This is a genomic window from Alistipes timonensis JC136 (assembly GCF_900107675.1).
GTDB lineage: Bacteria > Bacteroidota > Bacteroidia > Bacteroidales > Rikenellaceae > Alistipes > Alistipes timonensis.
The window spans coordinates 62449-88533 of sequence record NZ_FNRI01000001.1; the positions used below are offsets into that span (position 1 = coordinate 62449).

The window sequence follows — 26085 nt, forward strand, 5'->3', positions numbered from 1 at the left end:
GCAAAAATTCGTATATTTGCCCGTATTTAGTGAAAATATGTGTATGCGAAAATTCCGGATATTGTTGCTGATCCTTGCCTTGGCGACGTGCACCTTCGGTGCGCAGGCCGCGAAGCCCGAAATAGAGACGCTCATGGAGCGTGCCCGCGATTTGTTCGACTACGGCCGCTGGAGCGACGCCCGGCATGAATTCCTGCGTGCGAAGGCCGTCCTGCCCCCTTCGGACCGCCTGCTGGTCCAGGAGGTAGAGTTTTACCTGGCCGCCTGCGCCGTGGAGCTGGGCAGCGCCGACGCCGAAGGAGCCCTGCGCGATTTCGGGGAGCGTTATCCCGAATCGGTCTATGCCAACGACGTGCGTTTCGCCCTCGGGTCGTTCTATTGTTCGGACGGGAATATGAAGAAGGCCCGCGAGGCTTTCGAAAAGACCGATTACAAGGCCCTGAGCGCACCGCGCCGCGAGCAGTACGACATCCGCATGGGATATGTCGAATTCGGGGACGGCAATTACGCCAAAGCCTACGACTATTTCGACCGTATCGGCAGCCGCAGTGAATATGTGGATCATGCCCGTTACTACAAAGCCTATATCGATTACGCCGAGGGGCGTTACGGCCGCGCGAAGCAGGGTTTCGAAACGCTCGCACGCAGCGACGCCTACCGCGATGTGGTGCCGTACTACCTCCTGCAGATCGAGTTCCGCGAGGGCAACTACCGTTATGTGGTTGAAAACGGCGAGGCGCTGGCCCGCCGGGCTGTTCCCGAGCGCCGCGCCGAATTGGAGCGCGTGATGGCCGAATCGTGGTTCCGGCTGGATGATTTCAACAAGACGCTGGAGCACTTGGCGGCTTTCCGGAACGCCGGGGGCGAAATGGACCGCGACGCCGCTTATCTCGAGGGCTTTTCGCTTTACCGTACGGCCCGCTATCCCGAGGCCGCGGAGTGGCTGCGCAAGGCGTGCGGCGCCGAAGACGCCCTGACGCAGAACGCCTCCTACCACCTGGCCGACTGCTACCTGCGTGCCGGGGACAAGGAGTCGGCGATGCAGGCCTTTGCGATGGCTTCGGACGAGTCGCTGGATGCCGCGATCGCCGAAGATGCGCTCTTCAACTATGCCAAGCTGCAATATGAACTGGGCGGCGGAGCCTTCAACGGGGCGATCAACGTGCTGACGCGCTATGTCGGGCGCTATCCCTCGTCGCCGCGCGTCGGGGAGGCCCGGACGCTGCTGATCGCCGCCTACTACAACTCCCGCGACTACGATGCCGCCTACCGCGCCATTAAGGCGATGCCTTCGGGCGATGCCGACATCCGCGCGGCGTTGCAGAAAATAGCCTATTTCCGCGGATTGGAGGCTTACGCGTCCGGCGACCTGAAAGCGGCGCAAAGTTACCTGGCGGAGTCCGCGGCGGTGAACGTCAGCCCGAAATATTCGGCCCTGACCTCTTTCTGGCAGGGTGAGATCGCCTTTGCACAGGGCGATTACGCCGTTGCTGCGGCCAAATACAACGCCTACCTGAAGCGTGCGCCGCGCACCGAGCGGGAGTATGCGCTGGCGTGGTACAACCTCGGTTACTGCGCTTTCGACCGCAACGATCTCCGGCAGGCGCAGGAGGCTTTCGGCAAGTTCCTCGCCGCATGGTCGCCGCGCGACAGCTACCGCGCCGACGCGCTGAACCGATTGGGCGACGCGGCCTATTCCGACCGGCGGTTCGAGGCGGCCGTGGGGGAGTACGACAAGGCCATCGCGCTGGGAACGCCCGAAAAGCAATATGCTCAGTACAAACGGGCCGTTACGCTCGGCATTCTGGGCCATACGGACCGGAAACAGCAGGCTTTGCGGCAGATCGCCGCTGCGGGCGGGGATTATGCCGATGAGGCTTCCTACGAGTTGGGGCGCAGTTATATCGCGCAGGAGAAATATGCCGAGGGCGCCGCGCAGCTCGAGAAGTTCGTTGCGGCTTATCCCGCGTCGCCGCGCTGTACGCAGGCCTATTCCGATCTGGGACTGGCTTACCTGAATCTCGGCGACAAGCAGAAGTCGCTGGCCTATTATGACCGCGTGGTCGGGGCGTCGCCCCAGTCGGCCGAGGCCAAGGGCGCGATGCAGTCGATCCGCGAGATTTATGTTTCGGAGGGTGATGTGGACGCCTATTTCGACTATGCCGCCAAGGCGGGTGTGGAGAGCGACCTGACAGCCCTGTCGCGTGACTCGCTGTCGTTCGCCGCTGCGCAGAAGCTCTACCTCGGCGGGCAGCGGGATGCCGCTGCCAAGTCGCTGCGCAGCTATGTGGCGAGCTATCCGAAAGGCTATTACCTGACCGATGCGCTCTACTACCTGAGTGATTGCTATCTGCTGGCGGGTGACCGCGAGAACGCCATCGTGACGCTGACCGAACTGGCCGGGCAGGGAACGAACCAATATACCGTGGCCGTGTTGGAAAAACTCTCGGAGATGACCTTCGCGGACAAGCGCTGGGACGAGGCCGCTTCGGCCTACCGGCGGCTTTACGACGTGGCGCCGACCAAGACGGGCCGCGAGGATGCCATGACGGGTTATGTGCGCGCCACCGTTGCCGGGGGCGACGGGGCGAAGATCGCCGAAATGGCCGCCGACGTGTGCGGCCGTGACGATGCGGGAGCCACGGCGCTGCGTGAGGCCAAATACGCCTGGGCCGGGCAGCTGCGGGCCGAGGGCCGCAGCGCCGAGGCGGTGAAACTCTACAAGGAGCTTTCGAAGGAGGTGCGCACGAAGGAGGGGGCCGAAGCCGCCTATTACGTGATCGAATCGACGTTCGAAAGCGGCGACATGGACAAGACCGAAGCCGCCGTATTCGCTTTCTCGGAGCGGGAACCGCAGGCCTACTGGCTGGCGCGGGCTTTCCTCCTGCTGGGTGAAGTTTATGTCCGCAAGGGAGACACGTTCCAGGCCCGGGCGACGTGGCAGAGTGTCGCCGACGGTTATTCGCCTGCCGACGACGGCATTGTGGAGGAGGCGAAGGCACGAATCGCAAAATTGAATTGACGATGAAGAGGATTCTGATGATAGCCGCCCTCGCGGCAGTTCTGCCGCAACTGGCTGCGGCGCAGGTCGAGAAACAGGTCGAGGTGACCAAGGCGTATGTTCCGAAGGTGGAGAGCGCCTCGAAACTGGCCGTCCGGCCCGATATGACCGACACGACGCGCTTGCGTCCCGAGATTGATTATACCATCACGCCGCTGTCGCTGCGCACGACGCTCTCGACGCGTCCGATCCGTCCGGCGACGGTGACCTACTGGGAGTTCAACCGCCCGCTGCCGTTCTACGTGAAGGCAGGCGCGGGGTATCCGCTCAATTCGGTGCTGGATTTCTACGCGTCGTCGCAGAATCCTTCGACGGGTTATGTCATCGGATATGTCAACCACGAGGGGCAGTATGCCAAGATCCGGAACGATTTCGGCGTGAAGAACCCGTCGACGCGGATGTTCAACCGTATCGGGGCTGCCGCGGGCAAATATTTCGGGAAGCATATCCTCGAGGGGGATCTTTCCTACGACAACCGGATGTACCACCGTTACGGGGTTTATGCCCCTGCCGGGTTCGAACGGGAGTTCGGGGCAGGCGACATGAATGACTACGGCGATGCGCATGTCGCCGTGCGCTTCGGGGACGATTTCCAGGACCTCAGCCGCACGAACTTCGAGATCGCGCTGAACGGCGGCATGTTTTTCGATCATTCCGACTGGTCCGGTTACAATGAGAAGGCCCGCCAGATGTCGCTCGGGGCCCGGGCGAAGATCGCCCGCGGATTCGGCCGCAGCAGTTTCTCGCTCGAAGCGGGCTATGAACGGCTGGCCGGGCAGAAATCCATTTCGGAAAACACCCAGCAGTTGATCCATGCCGCTCTGCGTTACGGTTTCCAGGGTGGGGTGGTGCGCCTCGATGTCGGGGCCGACTATTACCACGATAAGATCGAGGGGGCGGATGCCGGGAATTACGTCATTCCCTATGCCCGGCTCGATTTCAACCTCGGGACGCCGGGACTGCGGCCTTTCTTCGAAGCCGACGGCGCCGTGAAGCCCAATGATTTCCGGTCGCTGACGCTCCAAAATCCCTATGTGGCGGCTTCGACGTGGCTCGGCAAGAGCTCGGTCGATTACGATTTCCGCCTCGGGGTGGGCGGCAGCCTGTGGCGCAGCCGTTTCAACTACCGCCTCTATGCCGGCGTTTCGATCCGCGACAACCGGCTCTTCTGGACGGCCCGCTGGAACGACGATCCCGAAAGCATCGGGTTCTTCGGCGCCTTCGTCCCCGTGACGGCGCGCCAGACCGTGACGTCGTTCAACGGCGAGATCGAATACCGGCCTGTGAGCGTGCTGAAATTCGACCTGGGTGTGCACGGCTGTCTCTACAATGACGAGACGGACCTGAAAAACGGCCTGCCGTCGATTGCCGGAGACGTCGGTGTCGCCTACGAGGGCCGCAAGATCTCGTTCGGGGTGAAGGCGCTGATGCAGGGTGTCCGCCGCTGGTCGGCCTATGCGTATGATCCGGCAGACAGTCACGGCCTGTTCACGATGCTGCCCGTGGTGCAGAATCCCTTTAAGGCTCCTTTTGCCGTCGACCTGCGGGTGAATTTCGACTGGAAGGTTTCGGGCCGTGTGACGCTCTTCGCCGAGGGGCGCAACCTCATCAACCGCGACCTCTACGAGTATCCGTGGTATCCCGAGCTGGGGGCCAACTTCACGGTCGGTATCAAAGCAAATTTTTAGGGGCGTCGCTTTTTCTGCCGGGCGGGAACTTTTCGGAAGGTTCCCGCCCGTGCTGTTGTCCGGAAAGGCGGAAATTCGTTTTAATGATGATCATTTTCGGCTCGATGTGATGACCTGACGGAAATTTTTGCTAACTTCGGACAAGTTTAATTCATTAACACACACGACTATGAAACACACGATGCCTGAGCTTCCCTATGCATTGGAAGCGCTTGCTCCGAAGATGAGCAAGGAAACGCTCGATTACCATTACGGCAAGCACCTGCAAACCTATGTGGATAACCTGAACAAACTGATCCCCGGCACGCCCTATGAGGAGATGCCGCTCGACGAGATCGTCCGCAAGGCCGACGGCGGCATATTCAACAACGCCGCCCAGACCTGGAATCATACTTTCTTCTTCCAAATGCTGACCCCCGCGCAGAAGCCCGTGCCTGCGAAGCTGGCCGCGAAGCTCTCCGAGGCGTTCGGCTCGGTGGAGGCTTTCAAAGAGCAGTTCACCAAAGCCGCCGTGGGCCTTTTCGGTTCGGGATGGGCGTGGCTGGTGATGGACAAGGCAGGCAAGCTGTCGATCGTCGCCAAGTCGAACGCCGGCAACCCGATGACCGACGGACTGCGTCCGGTGATGACGGCCGACGTCTGGGAGCACGCCTATTATATCGATTACCGTAACCGCCGGGCCGAGTTCATGGCTGCTTTCTGGGAACTGATCGACTGGCAGAAGGTCGCCGACCGCTGCATCCCGAAGCGATACAAGTGTACGGCCTGCGACTATGTCTATGATCCCGCCAAGGGCGACCCCGAGACCGGCATTGCCCCCGGAACGCCGTTCGACGAGATTCCCGACGACTGGACCTGCCCGATCTGCGGACTTTACAAGTCGGAGTTCGAGGCGATCGAGGAGTAAACGAAAAACCCTCCGCAACATCGGTTGCGGAGGGTTTTTTGTGTCCGGATGGTGCGGATCAGAAGACGAATTTCTCGAGCTTCAGTTCGCCCAACTGCTGCATGCGCGGCACGAGGGTCGTGAAATGCGATGCCTGCTCGTGGGCCGCAAGGGCCTTGGCGTTGCTCCAGGTCTCGCAGATCATCAGAACGTCGCTGCGCGTGGAGCTTTCGAACAGGTCGTAGGCTACGCATCCTTCGTCTTTGAGCGAGGCGGCTACCAGCTCTTTGGCCGTGCGCACCAGCTCCTCGCGGTTGCTATCCGTCGTGCGGATAAATACATTGAGTCGTATCATTGCTTTTGTGTTTTTGATTTTGGCCGTCTACAAATATAGGAAATTTTTTCGTATCTTACACCATTAATTGAATCCTTATGGAACTGAACGATAAAAAATTCGCGGTGCTGATCGATGCCGACAACATCTCTCACCGCAAGATAAAGGATATCCTGGACGAGATCGCCAACTACGGCACGCCGACGATAAAGCGCATTTACGGAGATTTCACCAACCCGAAATTCGCCGCCTGGAAAGAGGTGCTGCTCGAGAACTCCATCACGCCCATTCAGCAGTATGCCTATACCACGGGCAAGAATGCGACGGATTCGGCGCTGATCATCGACGCCATGGACATTCTGCATAAGGAGGGCGTGAACGGGTTCTGCATCGTGTCGAGCGACAGCGACTACACGCGCCTCGCCAGCCGCATCCGCGAATCGGGCAAGGAGGTGCTGGGTTTCGGCGAGAAGAAGACGCCGAAACCGTTCATCAAATCGTGCGACAAATTCATCTACGTCGAGATCCTCGGGCAGACGCCTCCGCTTGAGAAGGCGGCCCCTGCGAAGAAGAAGGCAGAGACGAAGAAGCCCGCCGGAGCCGAGGTGCAGGCCGAACCCGTTGCCGAACCCGCCGGGGAGAAGAAGCAGGCGCAGGACGGGGGACATGCTTCGACGATTATCCGGCCGTTCGACGACGAATTCCGCACGTTGCTGGAGAACACGATCGACGATGCGGCCGACGACAGCGGTTGGGCCTCTTTGGGCGACGTGGGAAGCGTGCTGTCGAAGAAAATGCCCGATTTCGACCCCCGCAACTACGGATATAAGAAACTCTCGCTCCTGATCCGGGCGCTTTCCGACGCGGTGGACATGAAGACCGAGCAGCAGCGGGTATTTGTCCGCAACCGGCTGGGGTAGCGCCTGTTCCGGCAGGCTCAGAGCGGACGGAGAGCGGCGCGGGCTGCTTCGTATTCGGAGACGAGGCGGCGAAGGATGTCGCCGGCCGACGGCAGGTCGTCGATAAGCGCGGCGATCTGGCCGATCTCCAGTTCCCCGTCGTCGAGGTCTCCCTCGAAGATTCCCCGTTTGGGCCGTCCGCGGCCTATCAGTTCGAGCAGCTCCTCAGCTCCGGCGCCGCGTCCTTCGGCCTCCTCGACCGTGCGGCAGAAGCCGTTGCGGATGAGGCGTGTCGGGATGACCTTTTTGAGCGTCAGGATCGTGTCGCCCTCTTGTACTTCCACACACCGTTGTTTGAACGCCTCGCAGGCTGAACTCTCCTGCGACAGTGCGAAGCGCGTTCCCAGTTGGCACCCTTCGGCGCCCAGGGCGAACGCGGCCAGCATCCCGGCTCCCGTGGCAACACCTCCCGCGGCGATGAGCGGCAGGTCGACGGCCTGCCGTATCTGCGGGACGAGCGCCATTGTCGTCGTCTCCTCACGGCCGTTGTGGCCCCCGGCTTCGAAACCTTCGGCCACCACGGCATCCACACCCGCGTCGCGGCTTTTGAGTGCGAATTTCGAACTCGACACCACATGTGCCACACGGCAGCCCGCGTCGTGCAGGCGTCCGGTCCACGTTGCGGGGTTGCCCGCCGAGGTGAAGACCGCCGGCACACGTTCTTCCACGATGACGTCCATCAGCTGGGGCGTATAGCGGTAGGCCAGCGGTACGTTGACCCCGAATGGCCGGGATGTGGCTGCCCGGCATTTGCGGATGTGTTCGCGCAGCAGTTCGGGTGTCATCGATCCGGAGCCGATCAACCCCAGTCCGCCGGCCTCGCTGACGGCGGCGGCCAGCCGCCAGCCGCTACACCACACCATTCCGCCCGCAATGACGGGGTAGCGGATGCCGAAGAGGGTCGTGATTCTGTTTTCCATCGTTTTTCGGTTTTATGCGAGGTTAAGATACAATTATTTTTCCAAAACAGGCATGAACGGTTCGGGAAGCATTCGCAAAAAAAGCGGTGCCTCGACCCATCGGGTCAAAGCACCGTTATAGAAAAAGGGTGAGCTACTTACATCGCACCGCTACGACCACATACCCTTGCTCGATTCCTCGCCTGGGGGATTCTGTAGGAGCTGGTCGTATAAGACTCACCCGGGGACAAAAGTAGGAATTTTTTGTATCTTTGCAAAAAATAATTGCGGAATGTCTAAAAAAACTTTGCTCTGGAGCCTTGTGGGAGTGTTCGTCGTCGTGATTGCGGCCGGTGTGGCCGTGCGGCAGCAGTTTTATGGAAATGCCGTGGCTGAAGAGTACGACCTATATGTGAGCGGCCGCGCCGAATACGGGCAGGCGGTGGATTCGCTGATGCCCCATATCCGGCATAGGCGGGCTTTCGAGGCTTATGCCCGCCGGATAGATTTGGGTGCGACGTTCAAACCCGGTCACTATGTGCTGAAGCCCGGCATGAGTGTTATCGAGGTGGCGCGCATGCTCAAACTGGGAATGCAGACGCCCGTGCGGGTGACGATCAACAACGTGCGTATTCCCGCACAACTGGCGCAGAAACTCGCCCGGCAGATCGACGCCGATTCCGCGGCGATCATGCAGGCGTTGACCTCGAAGGAGCTGGCCGCGGAGGTCGGGTTCGACAGCGTGACGCTCTTTTCTATGTTCATTCCCGACAGCTATGAGTTTTACTGGACGGTGACGCCCGAAGAGTTCGTGAAGCGCATGAAGCGCGAATACGACCGGTTCTGGACCTCGGAGCGCGATGCCAAACGCAAGCGCAGCGGGTTGAGCCGGATGGAGGTGATGACGCTGGCGTCGATCGTCTACGAGGAGACCCGCAAGACCGACGAGATGCCCCGCATCGCCGGCGTATATGTCAACCGCCTGCGCAAAGGCATTCCCCTTCAGGCTGATCCTACGGTGAAATATGCCATGCAGGATTTCGCGTTGCGGCGCATCCTCTACAAACACCTGAAATATCCGTCGCCCTACAATACTTATATAAATAAGGGGCTTCCTCCCTCGCCCATCTGCATGCCCGGAAAGAACGCCATCGACGCCGTGCTCGATTTCGAGAAGCACGACTACATTTTCTTCTGTGCACGGCCCACGTTCGACGGCTATCACAACTTTGCGCGGACCCTGAGCGAGCACAATGCCAACGCCCGGGCGTATAGTGCCGAGCTGAATCGGCGCAAGATCAAATAAATTTGACATTGCGCTCGCTTATTCGTATCTTTGTCATCCTATGCTTGCCAAGATTTACGAACAGAATCCTTCGGAGAAGGAGTTGCGCCGGGTTGTAGACCTTTTGGAGCGGGATGAGATCATCATCTATCCCACCGACAGCGTCTATGCTTTCGGCTGTTCGCTGCGTTCGGCGAAGGCCATCGACAAGCTGCGCCGTATCAAAGGCAAAGGTTCGGCGGCATTCACCGTGGTCTTCGAGAACATCGCCCAGGTCGCGGAATACTGCCGGGTTGACAATGCCGTGTTCAAAATTCTGAAGCGGAATCTTCCCGGGCCGTTTACCTTTGTGCTGGCGGCTTCGGCACGCATTCCGGACAAGGCCCTCGAACGGCGCCGCACGATCGGCGTCCGCATTCCGGCCAACGCTGTGGCGCGTGCAGTGGTCGGGGCGCTGGGTTGTCCGATGGTTACGGCCTCGGTGAAAGACGACGACGAGGTTGTGGAATATACGACCGATCCCGAGCTGATCCACGAGCGTTACGGCAACGACGTGGCGTTGGTCATCGACGGGGGAATCGGCGACAACGTGCCCACGACGGTCGTGGATCTCACGGGTGATGAGCCCGAAATACTGCGCGAGGGCAAGGGCGAATTGGAATAGATTAAAAAAAACGATAGCATGGAGAAAAACAATTTCTGGAACGAGGCCGCGAAATGCGGAGCCGTCATCGGCGTCATCCTCGCCGTGTCGAATATGTTGGAAAACAGCGTGTTTTTCACAGAAGGCATGGGATTCATCTATCTGATGGTTCTCGAATTTTTCGCCGTCGCGGCGCTGCATTACTACCTGCTGCACCGCTATACGCGCCGCCGTTCGCAGCTTTATACCGCCGACGAGGGTTTCACCTTCGGGCAGGGCTACGGGTTTCTGCTGGCCGTGTCGGGGTTTGCGGGCATCATCGTGGGTGTCGTGCAGGCGGTCTACCTGCATCTGATCGTGGGCTATTCGGCTTATATCGACCGTTATGTTGCGTGGATGACCGGCCTTTTCGCGCAGATGGGCAGTGCTTCCAGCTCGGTCGAGGGGATTCTCTCGCAGGCCATCACCGAATTGCAGAATACTCCGGCGCCGTCGATCCTGAAGACGCTCTGGGGCGGTGTGTGGAGCAGTCTGCTCTTCGGCGCCATCTTCGGCCTCATCATTGCGGGAGTGATCGCACGGGCCCCGAAACCGTTCGATACGGAGGTCAACGAGTAGTCGCATAACATGGATAAACTGGATATATCGGTCGTAGTGCCGCTCTATAACGAGGCGGAATCCCTGCCCGAACTGGCGGCGTGGATCGACCGGGTGATGCGTGAAAACGGGTTTTCCTACGAGGTGATCCTGATCGACGACGGGTCGTCGGACGGCTCGTGGAATGTCGTCGAGGAGCTTAAAAAGCAGTATCCGGCCATCCGGGGCATCGGCTTCGCCCGCAACTACGGCAAGTCTGCGGCACTTTACTGCGGATTCGCGGCGGCGGAAGGCGAGGTGGTCATCACGATGGACGCCGACTTGCAGGATTCGCCCGACGAAATTCCCGAACTGAGGCGCATGATCCTCGAAGAGGGGTACGATCTGGTGTCGGGGTGGAAGAAACGGCGTCATGATCCCGTGGGCAAGCGCTGGCCCAGCAAATTCTTCAACTGGACGGCCCGGACCGTGTCGGGCATCAAACTCCACGATTTCAACTGCGGGCTGAAAGCTTACCGCCGTAAGGTGGTGAAGGCCATCGAGGTCTACGGCGAGATGCACCGCTTCATTCCGATCCTGGCCAAGCAGGCCGGGTTCCGCCGCATCGGCGAGAAGGTCGTCGACCATCATGCCCGCAAGTACGGGCATTCGAAATTCGGGATGGAACGCATGGTGAAAGGGTATCTCGACCTGATTTCAGTGCTGTTCATGTCGCATTTCGGACGTTCGCCGATGTATTTCTTCGGCAGTCTCGGAACGCTGATGTTTCTCGTGGGCGGCGGAACGACGGTGTGGATCATCGCCGAAAAACTATGGAAACAGTTCCACGACCTGCCTTTGCGCGCCGTGACGGACCAACCGCTGTTTTATCTGGCGATTCTGGCCGTTATTCTCGGTGTCCAGCTCTTTTTGGCGGGGTTTTTGGGAGAACTTATCAACAGAGGCTCCTCCGAGCGGAACAAATACCTGATCGACAAAACTTTATAAATGATGATACAACGAATCCAAACGCTTTATCTGCTGATTGTCACGGCGTTGATGGCCGTTACGCTCTTTGTGCCCCTGGCGTGGTTCGCGGGTGATGCCGGCGAGTTCGGGCTTTATGCCTTCGCGCTGAAGACCGCCGAAGGCGAGGCCGTACAGCCTGCGGTCTATATGGGGGTGGTATTGGCACTGGCCTGCGCGCTGCCGCTGGTTACGATTTTCCTGTTCCGCCGCCGCCTGCTGCAAATCCGCCTTTGCGTGGTCGAGATCGTGCTGTTGCTGGGCGGCGTGGTTATGGAGGGCGTTTATTACTTCCTGAGCTGGCGGGTCTTTTCCGACCTGGCGTTTCATACGCAGGGCTTCCGGCCCGCCATTGCATTGCCGTTGGTCTGCCTGCTGTTCGCATACCTGGCGGCCCGGGCCATTTTCCGCGATGAATTGCTGGTGCGCGCGGCTGACAGAATCCGCTGATCTGTTTGAATCTACTGGACCCGGAGTGTGCCGACAGGCACGTTCCGGGTCTTTTGCCCCCGGGAATTGAAGACTGCGAAAAGAAAGAAACGTTAAAAATGGACTGATCTGATTATTAAAAGAATGTTACAAACCTTTGCGGGTCCGGAAATAAATTTTATCTTTGAGACATAATATTGCTATTATGTAATGAATTGAAATTGATATTGGCTACATACAATTGTTTTTTTAATTAATACTAAACTCTATGAAAGCAGTAAATTTGTGGAAAACATTGTTCTGCGCGGCGTTGGCTGTCACGGCCTTCAGCGCGTGTTCGGACGATGACAAGGACGACGATGGTGGGATGCCGTCGATCACCGTCAACGGTGAGGCATCGGTAACCGTCGCCGTGAAACTCGACGGAGGGACTACCGACGCCATTGAGGTTGTTTCGAGCGGCAACTGGGCGTTGACTTTTGACGATGAGACGGCCACTTGGTGCCATCCCAGCAAGGAGACAGGCGGCAAGGGCAAGACGACGCTGACTTTTACGGTAGACAAGTGGGAGGGTGCCGCAAGCACCGACAGCCGGCAGGTTACTGCTAAACTGCTTACGACCGGAAATTTCGAGGGTATTCCCATTCCCAAGACAGCCACGGTTATTATCAAACAGAACGGTGACGGTTCGACGGCTGTTGTGACGAACGTGAAAGAAATTCGCACCTTGCTTAAAGCAATGAATCCCGGGCAGACCAAAGTAAATGTTACTGACGAGATTGCAGCGATGACGATTACCGGAGTTGTAGTTTCGGAATTCGACGGTCATAATTTTGGTAACGACTTCAACATTGCCGTACAGGATTCGAAGGTTGCCGAAGATTCGGGTCTTACGCTTAATGGCAATAAATTCCAGGACTTGAAACTCTCTGCTGGTACAATCGTTACGATTCCGTTGACGGGTGCGCAGGTAAATACTTACGGAGGTGTGATTCAGCTGGCCATTAACAACGATGTTGCAATAGAGACTTCGACCGGTACGGCTCCCGAGCCGGTCGTCGTATCGCCGGATCAGTTTTTGAGTTATGAATCCATGCTGGTTAAAATTGAGAATTGTATACCTGCGACGGGTACTCCCGGAACTGCCTGGAATAATTCTACGAACAAAGGCAATGCTAACTTTACCACGACCTCGGGTCAGGCCTTTGTAGTCCGTACCGGCAATAGTGCCGCATTTAAGAGTGAACTTATTCCGGATAAGAGTGGGTTCTTGATCGGTATTGCCGGTCAGTTTAACGGCGACAAGCAGGTTTCGCCTCGTACGAAGGCAGACTTGAACGGTCTGGACCAGCCGATACCTGAGCCTGAATACCAGGAAGTGACTATTAACAACCTCGGTGTAGGTAACTACGTTGTTAAAAATGCGACTATCGTAGGAGTTCACCAGAAAGGTGTCATGTTCGGGCAAGAGGTTTCTGGAACTGTGTATTATGTGCTTGGTTTCAATAATGCTTGGGAGACTCAGACTGCCAATCCTTATATTGCAGATGTCGATAAGTTGGCCGAAGTGAAGGGTGCCAGTGCTCTTCGTTACGGTATTTACCAGTTCTCCAATTTTGACGTTACCGTTGGTTCGGCATCGACGCTCCAATTGCCTGCACCGGCAGATTTCGACGCGGCGGCCATTGACGCTTACATTTCGGATCCCGTTTACAAATATGTCAAAGTTGTAGGTGTTCTTGATATCGATACTTCGAATCCGAACTATAAGACCTATACGATCACGATTGCCGGCGTTACGGGTAAAACCGTTGCATTCGCATACGGTCTCGATTCTTATTACAACGGTCTGGCTTCCGGCGATGTTGTTGAGGCTACCGGTTTTGCGTTGGGTTACGATACCTCTAATTCGAAGCTGAATATCATGCTTCGTGATATTAAGAAGAATACTTCGGTACCTGCGGTTACGATTACGACCGAACCTGAAACCTTTGCTGCGACTGATCCTCAGCAACAGACGCTTGCCTACACGTTCGCCAATACGACTGCCGCAGAGATATCGTTTGCTATCGAGGGAACGAATGCCGATAAGTTTACGGTTGTCAGCAAAACGGACGCCAATGTAGTTGTGAAGGCTAACGGTAACAATGAGAGCGATGCTGCCTATACAGCAAATCTCGTTGCCAAGGTTGCCGGTGCGACGCTGGCTTCGGTAGAGTTGAAGCAGGCTAAAAAAATAGCTACAGGAGGAGATGTCGTTGAATTGACTTTAGCGGATATTAAAGCTGCAAATATTACAGGTTCAGCTTATTTGGATAAAACCTTTAATGCTGCTGATGGTAGTGTTTGGAGTGGTTTTGTATTGGGTAATGCAGAGCGGCTTCAGTTAGGATGGAATACCGATCCGACCAAGGCGGCTGCTAAATCAAATTTGCTTTCCCCGGTGTTGCCCAAGGCTGCCGTTACTGTTACTATTACACCTGAGGCAAGTACGGCTGCTGGCCGGGTATTTGTCCTTCTACCGAAAGATTTTGAATATGCAGGACAGTCGGTGGATGAAATTAAAGCATTGGCATATGCCGTATCTTCGGCAACTGTTAAAGGTTCAGTGGAACCGATTCTTTTTGAAGCTGGTAATGCTGGCACACAGTTCCAAATTCGTGTTGTCGGTGGTGCCGGATATTTTACGAATGTAAAAATTGAATATTAGAACTTAGTTCAATAATTCTATGAAACCCACTCTTGGCGGGGATAATACCCCGTCAAGAGTTTGGTTTCTAAACAGGTCTGCGGACCGTGACCTTTTTTAGCTATTTTTGCATGCGGAAATTTATAAAACAAACAGGCTTGCTGTCCATCCTATTGTCGGCGATGCTTGTTCTTTTCACGGGATGCGGCGACGATGACGACGGGGGCGTAAATTCCCTTGCCCAGCTCGAAGCAAAGACCGTGAATTGTATAACCACAACGGACAGGCTCCTTACTCAGGGCCCGAAGGGGCAGAGCTTCCAGGCGAAGATTGTACTGGCGGCGGATGAGGAGTGGTGTTCGTTCGATCCGACGTCACAGCTTGCGACAACGGCGGGCGGGGCGGTAGGCGAGGCGCTGCCTCTCTACCTGCAGGAAAACCGCACCGACGAGTATCGCTCGGCGGAGATCACCGTCACGTATTCCGGCGGTTATTCCGTGACCCTGCGGCTGTGGCAGATGCCCGATTCCGCAACCCCGGAGTACGACCGGGCATGGGGCGAATTGCCCGAATACCGTGAGGATGCCAACTACATTTATAAGACCTACAATACGACACTGATTTCTACTAAATACAACGAAGGCGGATACCGACGTAATTTTACGGTCTGTTTCGACCGGGACCTGCGCGTGGCGCATTGGGTGGCCTATCCGCTGCATGGGTGCTATACGCAGCCGAACGTCGGACGCACCGATGACTGGGCCTATGATCCCAATACGCAGTCGCCGGCCATTGCCAGCAGCGAACAGTCGAGTATCGTGAAGGGTGCTTTCAGCAATCCGAGCGGCGTGCGCGGTCATCAGTGTCCTTCGGCTGACCGTTATAATACGACGGCAACCAATGCGATGACTTTCTATGCCACCAACATCATGCCCCAGAACTGGGATTTCAACGGTGGCAGTTGGGGGAAATTGGAGATTAAGATAAGGGAATGGGCCCCTTTGGTATCGACACGGATACGTTACGATACGCTTTTCGTTGTGACCGGAACCCATTTCGACGGCACGCTGTCCACAGATCGTGACGGCAAGAAAGTAGGGTATCCCGACAAATGCTGGAAAGTATTGCTTCAGCAAAAGAGTAACCAGAACAAGCAGATATGGGAGTGCGGGGCTGACGAACTGAAAGCCATCGGCTTTATTTTCCCCAACTCGGCTGCCGCAAAGGATATGAAGCTGTCGGCAGCGGCCTGTTCGGTGAAAGATATTGAGGATCAGACGGGTTTCAAGTTTTTCCAGAACCTCGATCCCGCCGTTGCCGACGCGGTCAAAAGTCAGAGAAAAACTTCCGACTGGTCGGGAATTTATTGATAAGGACCTTAATTGCACAATGTTATGAAGAAAATCCTTTTGACAGGACTGTTTGCCTCACTGATCGTGGTGGCATGCTTTGCGCAGAAGCCCTATAAAGTGGTCTTCTACAACTTCGAGAACCTGTTCGACACCATCAACGATCCGGGTGTGCTGGACGAGGAGTTTACGCCCGAAGGACCCAAGAAATGGAACACGGCCAAGTACACCAAGAAGCTCGGGAACCTCGAGCGGGTGCTGTTCGACATCGCCGCCGAGGATAAGGATTTTCCTGTCGTGATCGGCGTTTCGGAGATTGAGAACCGCTCGGTGATGGAGGATGTGATCGCCCAGCCGAAGCTCACGCACGGCAATTACCGCATCGTGCACTACGATTCGCCCGATGCCCGCGGCGTGGATGTCGGATTTTATTATCGTCCCGATGTCTTCAAGTTGGAGGGCAGCGCGGCTATTCCGTTCAAAATGCCCGGAATGCCGAATTTCAAAACGCGTGATTTCGTCACGATGTGGGGAACGATCGAGAACGAGCCGTTCTTCTTCCTCGTGAGCCACTGGCCCTCGCGTCTGGGCGGCAAGGAGGCTTCGGACCCCAAGCGTCTGGCTGCGGCCAGCCAGGTGAAGCACATCGTCGACTCGGTGACGGCGGCCAATCCGGCTACGAAAGTGGTCGTGATGGGTGACCTGAACGACGACGCCACGGACGCCAGCGTCGTGGAGGGGCTGAGCGCCAAGGGCAAGATCAAAGACGTGAAGGCGGGCGACATGTTCAACCCGTTCATCGCCCTGCTGAAAGCCGGTTACGGCACGCTGGCCTACCGCGATGCGTGGAACCTGTTCGACAACATCATCGTTTCGGAGAATCTGGCGACGGGTTCCACGGGCGAGCTGAAGATCCAGCCCGTCGGCAAGTCGAAGTTCTACGGAGGCATCTTCCGCCGTCCCTACATGATCCAGAAGGAGGGTCAGTACAAGGGCTATCCGCTGCGCACGTTCGTCGGCAACGACTTTCAGGGCGGTTTCAGCGACCACTTCCCGGTTTATATCTACATTGCCAAATAAACATTCTAAAATAGTTGTATGAAACTTAAAGTTCTACTTATTCTGATGCTCGCCGCCGTGACCTTCACGTCCTATGCGCAGGACGGAGGCATCCGCGGTAAGGTGGTCTCGCGCAACGGCCGCGTGGCACTGAGCAACGTACAGGTGAAGATCGAAAACCTGGGACTGACGGTCATGACCGACAAGGACGGTAATTTCGTTATCGAGAACCTCCCCAAGGGTGACTATACGCTGTCGTTCGCAACTCCCGAGTTCGAACCGCTCAACCTGATGGTCCGCGTGGACAACCAGAACGTGAAGGACCTCAGGCAGGTCATCATCGTTCCGACGGGCCCCGCCGGCGGTGTGCTGGACGACGCGATCTTCGCCGAGTTCGACAACGACTCCTCATCGTCGGACACGCAGGCGTTGCCTTCGTCGCTCTCGTCGTCGAAGGACCTGTTCAACAACATCGCGTCGTACCGCTTCAGCGAGATGCGTTTTAACGTCCGCGGCTACGATTCGCAGTATTCGGACATCTACCTGAACGGCATCCGTTTCAACGACGCCCTGACCGGTTACGGGCCCTGGTCGCTGTGGAGCGGCCTGAACGACGCTACGCGCAACCAGGAGAACTACACGGGTCTCGAGGCGTCGGATTTCGGCATCGGCGGCATCGGCGGCATGACCAATGTCAATGCCCGTGCCTCGCAGATGCGCAAGGGGCTCCGGGTCAGCTTGTCGAACGGCAACCAGATGTACCGCTTCCGGGCGATGGTCTCCTACGGTTCGGGACAGTTGGACAACGGTTGGTCGTATGCCTTCTCGGTGGGTACCCGCCAGGGCGGCAACGGCTATGTGGACGGCGTTTATTACAACTCCTATTCCTATTTCGCTTCGGCAGAGAAGCTCTTCGGCGACAACCACCGCCTGGGCCTGACGCTGATGGCGTCGCCTTCGGAGCGCGGAGCCCAGCAGGCGTCGACCGACGAGGCCTACCGCCTGTTCGGCAACAACTACTACAATCCCAACGTGGGTTATCAGGCCGGCAAGCTCCGCAACTCGCGCGTGCGCAACACCCACGAGCCGATCGTGATGCTGAACTACACGTGGGACATGTCGGAGAACACGCGCCTGAACGCCGCCACGGCGCTGCGTTTCGGTAAGAACGGCTATTCGGCGCTGACGTGGAACGGCGGTTCCGATCCCCGCGGTGATTACTACCGCTATATGCCGCTGTCGGACCAGACGCAGATCGTGCCGGGCATTACTACCGACCAGACGATCTATTTCTATTTGCAGGATGCCATCATGGCGGCCGGCGTGTGGGACGGTATGCTCGATTTCGATGATTTCTTCCACAAGAACCAATACATTGATACGGACCCGGTGCTGTCCAAACTGATGGGCAACCGATACCGGTCGAACTACATGATCGAGGAACGCCATACCGACCAGTTGGACTACAATCTGGCAGTCAACGTGCAGCATAACATGCGCCACAACATGCGCATCGTCGGCGGCGCCAACCTGCGCGTCAACCGCACGAATTACTACTCGGAGGTCAAAGACCTGCTGGGCGGCGACTACTGGTATGACATCGACAAGTTCGCCGAGCGCGACATGGCCAGCACCGAGGCTTACCAGAACGACCTGGATTACTATTGGGCTACGGGGCACGCCCGTGTTGCCCGCGTCGGTGACAAGTACGGCTACTACTACCGGGCGCACCTGCTCGAGAGCAACGCCTGGGCCAACTATACGTGGGGCATCGGCGGGTTCTCGCTGGGTGTCGCCGGATCGGTCGGCTATTCGCAGATGTACCGCGAGGGTATGTGGCGCAAGGGCCTGTTCCCCAACAACTCGAAGGGCGATTCGAAGAAGCTCGACTACCTGACCTACGAGGGCAAGCTCTCGCTGGGCTACAAATTCTCGGGCGCCCATTCGCTCGAGGCCAATGTGGCTTACCTGCAGCAGGCTCCCAAGTTCAATACGGCATTCGTGTCGCCCCGTACGCGCAATACGACCACTCCGGGCCTGAAGGCCGAGAAGGTGTTCGGCGCAGACCTCACCTACAACCTCAACCTGCCCTACATCAAAGCGCGTCTTTCGGGATACTACACGACGATCACCGACCAGTCGAAGGTCATCTCGTTCTACGACGATACCCGCAGTTCGTTCACCAACTTCGCCATGAGCGGCATCGACAAGGAGCACTACGGCGTGGAGCTGGGGCTTTCGGTTCCGGTATGGCAGGGCTTGTCGGTCGTCGGCGCGGTGAGCTGGGGCGAGTACACCTACACGTCGAACCCCAACTTCGTGCAGACGGTGGACAACATGGACCGGATCGTGCTGAAGGATAAGGTCAACTGGGACGGCTTCCATGTGGAGAGTTCGCCGCAGCTGGCCCTCAACATCGGTCTCGACTACCGCGGACCGCGCAACTGGTTCGCCGGCGTGAACTTCAACTACTACGACAACCTCTACCTCTCGATGAACCCGCTGTACCGCACGGCTACGGCCACGGAGTACTACACCAACCAGATCATCGCCGAGGTGTCGAAGCCCGAGCCGGATGTCGAAACGCTGGCACAGGCCATTGCATCGGTGAAGAAAATCCGCAATCAGGAGAAATTCGGCGGATACTACACCCTCAGCGCCAATGTGGGCAAGAACTGGTACATCCACCGCAACTATATGCTGGGCTTCAGCCTCGAGGTGAAGAACATCCTCAACGATCAGGACATCCGCACGGGCGGTTACGAGCAGATGCGTATGAGCAAGGTGCGCGGCGAGGGCGGCGACTATATCTACGGCCGCTTCCCGTCGAAGTATTTCTACCTGTTCGGTACGACCTATTACCTGAATGTCTATTTCCGTTTCTAACCGAGAAGAGAGTATATTATGAAAAGTCTTAAAATAGTATTTGCACTCCTTGTCGGCGTTCTGGCCGCAGGATGCTACAACGATTTCGACACCCCGGGACCGCGGAAGCTCTACACCGACGACGATATGACGCAGCTGGGGCTGCAACAGGTCTCGATCAAAACGGTCAAGGGCTGGTTTACGGATGCTTTCGGCGGTATTTCCGGTACGGGAACCAACAACAACGGCTGGGAGAACACCAAGACGCTGAAGTTCGGCGATCTCACGCCCGACGAGTCGCAGTTCATCAGCCTCAAGGGGCGTCCCGATGCTGCCGACAAGTATATCAAAGGCAAGGTCATCAGCAGCGACCGTCAGGGCAACATCTACAAGTCGCTCTACATCTACGACGGCACGGCCGCCATCGAGCTCAAGCTCTACAACGGCCTTTACCTCGATTACCTGCTCGATCTGGACAAGATGGAGAGCCAGTGGGTCTATGTGCGCCTCGACGGTCTCTATCTGGGCAACTACCGCATGATGCTTTCGATCGGCGGAGCGCCGTCGGACGGCATCAATACGGCCGGCACGCACAAGTACTACGCCAACTCGAACCTCGACAATCCGCGGGTCGCCAAACTGAACGTCTTCCCGGGCGAATATGTGAAACTGGAGGCTTCGGACATCCTGGAGGTGAACAGCAGCAATTACACGACCGCGCTGGGTGAGGATCAGCTGGGGCGTCTGGTGCGTTTCAATGGCGTGAAGATCCGCTATGCGGGCATTCCGAATCAGGATGACGTGACGAATCCCCCGATGCTGAACGGCACGTTCGAGAATCCCTATCCGACCTGGATCGTGACCGATTGGGGATCGCCCCGTTACGGCGCATGGTACCGCTGGGCTTACAACGTGAATAACGTGCGCTTATATGGTTCGGTGCTGATGTGCTACAACGAGACCGAGACGAATACGGCGAATCCGGGAGTCTACGGGATTCGTACGAGCGGTTATTCGCAGTTTGCCATGAAGCCCATTCCCAAGGACGGCGCGGTCGGTAACGTCCTCGGCATCTACGGCGTCTACGGTCAGAAATGGGATCAGGCTCAGTTCCAGATTTCGGCGAGCCGTATCGAGGACCTCGACTTTAAGCCGGAGGACCTGCTGACGGAGGCGCAGATCGAGCGAATGACGCCGGCATCCTCCTACGAGCCTCCCGTGAAGAACGGTGGCGACGACTATACCGGCGAATAATCCCGCCGGATGTCCAAAAAAACTGCGGTCCTCTCGAAAGGGGACCGCAGTTTTTTCATATCGCTGTGGAAACGTCTCAGCGCTTGTTCCATTTGCAGGAGGTCTGATAGTAGTAGACGGCCCGGTCGACCAGCGTCGTGTCGGTCTCTTCGGCGGGTTCGAGGTGATGGGGATTCGCTTCGGTGGGGACCACGCGGTATTGCTCGTAGCGGCGCACGGGCGACAGGATGGTGAACGTATCGCCCTCGAGGTAGCCCAAGTCCTGATAAGTGGCGATGAAAGCCCGGTTGATATAGCCGGGATCGAAAATGCTGCGGCCGTAGAAATGCGAATCGTAGTCCATGTTGAGCAGCGAAAGCAGGGTAGGCATCAGGTCGATCTGCGAGACGATACCCCCGACCTCGTGCGGGGCCACGAATCCCGGGGCGAAAATCAGCGCCGGAATGTGGTATTTGTGCAGCGGAATCTCGGTACGGCCCGCGCTCGAGGCGCAGTGGTCGGCGGTGATGAGGAAGATCGTATTGTCGAACCACGGCTGTTTCGACGCCTCGGCCAGGAATTGTCCCAGGGCGTAGTCGGTGTAGAGTACGCCGCCCGCACGGGTTTTCGAGTCGTTGGGGATGCGGATTTTCCCGGCGGGATAGGTGAAGGGGCGGTGATTGCTGACGGTCATGACATGGGCGAAGAAGGGTTTTCCCTCCCCGGACTGTTCGTTGAGCGTGCGGATCACTTTGCGGTAGGCGTCCTCATCGCAGACGCCCCAGATGTTGGCGAAGGTGATCTCTTCGGGCGAGTAGCTTTTCTGGTCCACGATGTCGTATCCGTTGCCCGAGAAGAAGGTCTCCATGTTGTCGAAATAGCTGTTGCCGCCGTAGAAATAGGTCACGTTGTAGCCTTTTTCACGCAGCAGGGCTCCCGTGGAGTGCATTCCGGCGTTGTTCGGGCGTTTGATGATGCTCTGCCCGGGACAGGGCGGAAGCGACAGCGTCACGGCCTCCAGTCCGCGCACCGTGCGGTTGCCCGTGGCGTAGACGCGGTCGAAGGCCATTCCCAGCCGGTAGAGCGAGTCGAGGACCGGCGTGATCGACTCCGTGTTGCCGAAGCGCTCCATGTACGAGGCGCTCATGCTCTCGATGGTGACGAGCACGATGTTGCGGCGAATCTCCGCTCCCTCTCCGGACTGTACGGTGCGGAGGTTGTCGCCCGTGCTGCCGTACACTTCGTGGACGAAGGCTTCGGCATCGGCATCGGGGCGTGTGATGTAGAATTGTTCGTAGTCGAGGGAGTTTTTGACGAAGGCGTCGTAGAACTTGTAGAGCCCGTTGGCCTGCAGTTCGTTGACGTAGACGTTTCCGCTGTCCTGGAAGCGGGTGTTGAAATTCAGCAGGCCGACCGCCGCCAGCAGCGCCACAATGTAGCCCGGGCCGACGACCGCTTTCCACTGCCATCCTTTGAGCTCTTCGGTGCGGACGAGATCGTGGCGGAAGAGGTACCACGTGATGAGCAGCGTGACGACGATGATGCCGAGCGTCATCGGGACGACGGGGTAGGACTCCATGATGTTGCCCACCACCTCGTTGGTGTAAACCAGGTAATCGACGGCGATGAAGTTGTAGCGGACGCCGAATTCGTTCCAGAAAAAGAATTCGCTGATGCCGTTGAAGACGATGGCGCCCACGTAAAGGACGACGAAGAGCGCGAACCACACGGTAGTCCAGTGGTTGCGGAATCCTTCGGGCAGGAAAAGCCGCAGGGCGAAACTGCCGGCCCAGTATCCCAGGACATACATGGCGATCCGGGGCGCGACGCTTCCGTATTCGTCGAAGATCGTGTTGAAAAACGCGACGTAGCAGAATGCCGCGGTGAGCAGCCCGAGGATGATCCATCCCCACGGCTTCGTGTACTTGGTGCGCGAGACGCTCAGCATGAAGAGCCACAGGAAGACGAAACCCACGGTCGCGGCGCAGAAGTCGTTCACGGCGCCGAGCAGGAATATTTCACACCATTCGCCGAACGAGAAGCTCAGAGAGGTCGTCTGGGCGTTGAAAAGAAGTACGATACGCAGCGCGAAACCTACGGCCACCGTCAGCAGGGCGAGCTTGAGGTAGAGGCCGGAGACCAGCCGAATGCTTTTTTGCATGATAGATTGTCTGTTAGTGCCGCAAAGTTAACCATTTTCGGCTATTTCAGGCAAAAAAGAAGGCAGCCTTTTCGGGACTGCCTTCTCGATTTGGTTTGAAAAATTGGTCTATTTTTCCTCTGTCTTTGCTGGACGCATGACGACTTTCACGAGGTTGCCGTCGGCGAGTATCTTTTTGGCGAGGGCCTGCACGTCGGCATTGGTCAGGTCGCGGACGGCCTGCTCGTATTCGCCGACATAGTTGAGCCCCGATCCGTATTTGGCCTGAATATAGTTCATCCAGCCCTGATTCAGCTCGAGGCTGTTTTTCCAGTTTTTGAGCATGAACTCGCGGTTCTTCTCGATATCCTCGGTCTTGGGGCCGTTTTCGGCGATCTCCTGAATCTCCTTCAGCACGATTTCGCACAACTCGTCGGCCATCTCCTCGTTGGTGTCGAACGAGATGGTCATGTCGTAGGTCTGGTGGGGGATATATTCCGTCGAACCCTTGACACGCACGCCGTAGGTGCCGCCCTTCTCCTCGCGGATCGAGATCAGGTAGCGCGAATTGAGCGCCTGAGCCAGGAACGACAGGGCCATTCTGTCCTTGAACGTGTAGGGCATCTTGCCCGAGTAGTAGTAGAGCACCGATACCTTCGGCTGCTGCATCGGGGCCGTGAACTCCTCGGTGACCTCTCCTTTGACCGGAGCGACCTTGTCGTCGATGTAATTCAGGGGTTTCTTCGCGGCGGGGATAGATCCGATGTACTTCTCCACGAGGGGCTTCAGCGTCTCGGGATCAATGTTGCCCACGAACGTGAATACGAATCCGTTGGCGCCGGGGTAGAGCTTCGCGTAGATGGCGGGCAGTTGCTCGAAGTCGAACTTGTCGACGATCTCGTTCGAGATCATCTGCCGGCGGGGATTGTCGCCGTAGGTCACGTCGATCACCTTCTCCTGCATCAGGAAGTCGGGGTTCGTCCGGGCATTCTCCAGTTGCGAGCGAACCATTTTGATCAGGTTGTCGTAATCCGCACGGTCGAAGCGCGGCTGCGTGAAGTTCAGGTAGAGCAGTTGAAGCATCGTCTCGATGTCCTTGGGCGAGCAGACGCCCTTCATGGCGCTGCTGTAATTCTCCACCGCGGGCTGTACCGAAGCCGATTTGCCCGAGAGCTGCTTTTTGAGTTCCGTGGCTGAAAACTTGCCGACGCCCGACATCGAGTTCACGGCAGGCATCATCTCGCCCATGTAGAATTCCCCGTCTGAGAGCACCGAAAGGCCACCCTTGGCGACGGCGCTCATGCGTACCTCGTCGGCTTTGAAGTCCGTGTGTTTCACGACGACCTTCGCGCCGTTGGCCAGCGTCCATTCCGTTGTGCCGAGTTTGGCATCTTCGGCCGTTTTCTTCACGGGCGAACCCTTCAGAACGGTGCCTTCGGGAATCAGCGGTTCTTTGACCACATTGTCCTCGTAGGCGGTGACTTCACCGGCGGCCACTTTGTCGCGGATGGCGAGCAGCTCCTCGGCAGTCGGCGTCGTAAGACCCTCCTTCTCGGGGGCGTTGACGATGATGACCTGATTGGCCGGGGTGATGGTCTGCGCGGCGAAAGCGTTGACGGCATCGACGTTGAGCATTTTGATCAGCATGCTGTCGAGCTGCCATTCGGTCTCGGCGTCGGGTATGGGGGAGTTCTTGCTGTAATTGTTCAGGTAGCTCTGCACGAACTCGCCGTTGCGACGGTCGTTGCGGTTGGCGTAGGTGCGTTCGGCCTGGCGCATCAGGTTCTCCTGGGCGCGTTCGAACTCGCCCTGCGTGAAGCCGTAGCGGCGGACCTTTTCCAACTCGGTGTAGAGCGCCTCGAAGCCGCGGGCCAGTTTGCCGTCCTGCGTCATCGCAACGAATACCGTGGCGTTGAGCGTCGGGATGATGCCGATCACGTCGCCCGTGCCCATGCCGGCGCCGAGGAACGGCGCATCGGGCTGCATGGCGATTTCCTGCAGACGGGCATTCTCCATGGTCGTCATATAGGCCTCGATCACGTTGTTGGCCTCGGCGACGATCGTATTGCCCATCTGTTTGGGGAGCGCCGGGCGCTTGATGAAGAGCTGTACCTTCGTGCCCTGCATTTCGGGGTCGGTGAAGATGCTCACGATCGGCTCCTCGTTGTCGGGAACCACAATGGTCTCCTTATGTGAAGCGTCGGCGGCGGGTGCCGGGATGTCGGCCATCAGCGCTTTGATCTTGCTCTCCACGGCGTCCACGTCGATATCGCCCACGACGACGACGGCCTGATAGTCCGGACGGTACCACTGGGCGTAGAAATCCTCCAGTTCCTTATGCTGGAAATTCTTCAGCCCGTCGAGGTAGCCGATCAGGTTGCGGTGCTCGTATTTCGTGCCTTTGCCCAGTGCTTGCAGCAGTTTCATCGTCGAGCGCCACGATGCGCCGTCGCGTGTGCGGAGCTCCTCCATAATCACGCCGCGCTCGGAGTCGATCTCCTTGGGCTCCAGGGCGATGAAGTGCGACCAGTCGTGCAGGATCAGCAGCGCCGAGTCGATGATGCCTTCGCGCGAGGTCGGGACGTCCGAAATGTTGTAAATCGTCTGGTCCCAGCTGGTTCCGGCGTTGAGGTTGGCGCCGAATTTCACGCCTACGGTTTCCAGATACTCCGTGAGCTGCTTGCCCGGGAGGTTCTTGGTGCCGTTGAAGGCCATGTGCTCGAGAAAGTGGGCGAGCCCCTGCTGGGAGTCGTTCTCCTGGATGGCTCCCACGTCGTGCAGGATGTAGAAGTCGGCCTGTCCCTTCGGCTTGTCGTTGTGACGGATGTAATAGGTCATTCCGTTTTCCAGTTTACCGGTGCGGAGTTCGGGGTCCGCGGGGATCGGCTGGTTCATCTGTGCCATGGCGCCGGCAGCGGCGAACGCCGCAACGGCCAGCATCATCAATTTTTTCATGGGCATTTG

The 26085-nt window shown here is 57.6% G+C and carries 18 protein-coding genes and 1 other RNA gene; 14 read left to right on the plus strand and 5 right to left on the minus strand.

Annotated elements, in window-relative coordinates:
* The first annotated feature begins 43 nt into the window (after nucleotides 1-43).
* The 3 genes from BLU78_RS00245 to BLU78_RS00255 all read left to right on the plus strand — a co-directional run bounded on the left by BLU78_RS00245 (nucleotide 44) and on the right by BLU78_RS00255 (nucleotide 5656).
* Complete coding sequence (locus BLU78_RS00245; protein WP_026020541.1) at nucleotides 44-3022, plus strand: tetratricopeptide repeat protein; 2979 nt, start codon at nucleotides 44-46, stop codon at nucleotides 3020-3022.
* Between the two features lie 2 nt (nucleotides 3023-3024).
* Nucleotides 3025-4749, plus strand: coding sequence for a hypothetical protein (locus BLU78_RS00250; protein ID WP_010258629.1), 1725 nt, complete (start codon nucleotides 3025-3027; stop codon nucleotides 4747-4749).
* 169 nt (nucleotides 4750-4918) lie between these two features.
* Nucleotides 4919-5656, plus strand: coding sequence for a Fe-Mn family superoxide dismutase (locus BLU78_RS00255; RefSeq protein WP_026020542.1), 738 nt, complete (start codon nucleotides 4919-4921; stop codon nucleotides 5654-5656).
* A gap of 58 nt (nucleotides 5657-5714) precedes the next feature.
* Here BLU78_RS00255 and BLU78_RS00260 read toward each other — a convergent pair whose 3' ends face one another.
* Nucleotides 5715-5990, minus strand: a complete 276-nt coding sequence (locus BLU78_RS00260; RefSeq protein WP_010258636.1) for a putative quinol monooxygenase — start codon at nucleotides 5988-5990, stop codon at nucleotides 5715-5717.
* 77 nt (nucleotides 5991-6067) lie between these two features.
* On the opposite strand from BLU78_RS00260, the gene BLU78_RS00265 reads away from it, so the two are divergent.
* Entirely contained in the window at nucleotides 6068-6889 is an 822-nt protein-coding gene (locus BLU78_RS00265; RefSeq protein WP_010258638.1) for an NYN domain-containing protein, read from the plus strand.
* 17 nt (nucleotides 6890-6906) lie between these two features.
* On the opposite strand, the gene BLU78_RS00270 is transcribed toward BLU78_RS00265, so the two are convergent.
* Nucleotides 6907-7848 (minus strand): NAD(P)H-dependent flavin oxidoreductase, encoded by a 942-nt coding sequence (locus tag BLU78_RS00270; RefSeq protein WP_010258641.1) that lies wholly within the window; start codon nucleotides 7846-7848, stop codon nucleotides 6907-6909.
* A 124-nt stretch (nucleotides 7849-7972) separates the two neighbouring features.
* Nucleotides 7973-8070, minus strand: an RNA gene (gene ffs, locus BLU78_RS00275) — signal recognition particle sRNA small type.
* Between the two features lie 49 nt (nucleotides 8071-8119).
* On the opposite strand from ffs, the gene mltG reads away from it, so the two are divergent.
* The 10 genes from mltG (at nucleotide 8120) to BLU78_RS00325 (ending at nucleotide 21002) form a co-directional block, all read left to right on the plus strand.
* On the plus strand, nucleotides 8120-9133 hold the full coding sequence (gene mltG, locus BLU78_RS00280; RefSeq protein ID WP_026020543.1) for an endolytic transglycosylase MltG: 1014 nt from the start codon (nucleotides 8120-8122) through the stop codon (nucleotides 9131-9133).
* Between the two features lie 40 nt (nucleotides 9134-9173).
* Complete coding sequence (locus BLU78_RS00285) at nucleotides 9174-9776, plus strand: L-threonylcarbamoyladenylate synthase (protein ID WP_010258647.1); 603 nt, start codon at nucleotides 9174-9176, stop codon at nucleotides 9774-9776.
* Nucleotides 9777-9794: 18 nt separating this feature from the next.
* Nucleotides 9795-10373, plus strand: a complete 579-nt coding sequence (locus BLU78_RS00290) for a DUF4199 domain-containing protein (RefSeq protein WP_010258651.1) — start codon at nucleotides 9795-9797, stop codon at nucleotides 10371-10373.
* Nucleotides 10374-10382: 9 nt separating this feature from the next.
* Entirely contained in the window at nucleotides 10383-11339 is a 957-nt protein-coding gene (locus tag BLU78_RS00295; RefSeq protein WP_010258655.1) for a glycosyltransferase family 2 protein, read from the plus strand.
* A complete protein-coding gene (locus BLU78_RS00300; RefSeq protein WP_010258660.1) occupies nucleotides 11340-11807 on the plus strand; it encodes a DUF4293 domain-containing protein in 468 nt (155 codons plus the stop codon).
* A gap of 247 nt (nucleotides 11808-12054) precedes the next feature.
* Nucleotides 12055-14496 (plus strand): DUF5689 domain-containing protein, encoded by a 2442-nt coding sequence (locus BLU78_RS00305; RefSeq protein WP_044106061.1) that lies wholly within the window; start codon nucleotides 12055-12057, stop codon nucleotides 14494-14496.
* A 137-nt stretch (nucleotides 14497-14633) separates the two neighbouring features.
* Nucleotides 14634-15845: a DNA/RNA non-specific endonuclease gene (locus tag BLU78_RS00310; RefSeq protein ID WP_020692660.1), complete on the plus strand. Its 1212-nt coding sequence runs from the start codon at nucleotides 14634-14636 to the stop codon at nucleotides 15843-15845.
* A gap of 24 nt (nucleotides 15846-15869) precedes the next feature.
* Nucleotides 15870-16904 carry an endonuclease/exonuclease/phosphatase family protein gene (locus BLU78_RS00315; protein ID WP_010258669.1) on the plus strand — a complete coding sequence of 345 codons (1035 nt, stop codon included), beginning with the start codon at nucleotides 15870-15872 and terminating at the stop codon, nucleotides 16902-16904.
* An 18-nt stretch (nucleotides 16905-16922) separates the two neighbouring features.
* A complete protein-coding gene (locus tag BLU78_RS00320) occupies nucleotides 16923-19769 on the plus strand; it encodes a TonB-dependent receptor (protein WP_026020547.1) in 2847 nt (948 codons plus the stop codon).
* Nucleotides 19770-19787: 18 nt separating this feature from the next.
* The gene (locus BLU78_RS00325) at nucleotides 19788-21002 is read left to right on the plus strand and encodes a DUF5689 domain-containing protein (protein WP_010258677.1); all 1215 of its coding nucleotides are present in this window, start codon (nucleotides 19788-19790) and stop codon (nucleotides 21000-21002) included.
* 76 nt (nucleotides 21003-21078) lie between these two features.
* Here the strand turns inward: BLU78_RS00325 and BLU78_RS00330 are convergent, their stop codons facing one another.
* A complete protein-coding gene (locus tag BLU78_RS00330) occupies nucleotides 21079-23142 on the minus strand; it encodes an LTA synthase family protein (RefSeq protein WP_010258681.1) in 2064 nt (687 codons plus the stop codon).
* A gap of 108 nt (nucleotides 23143-23250) precedes the next feature.
* On the minus strand, nucleotides 23251-26061 hold the full coding sequence (locus BLU78_RS00335; protein WP_026020548.1) for a M16 family metallopeptidase: 2811 nt from the start codon (nucleotides 26059-26061) through the stop codon (nucleotides 23251-23253).
* Between the last annotated feature and the right edge of the window lie 24 nt (nucleotides 26062-26085).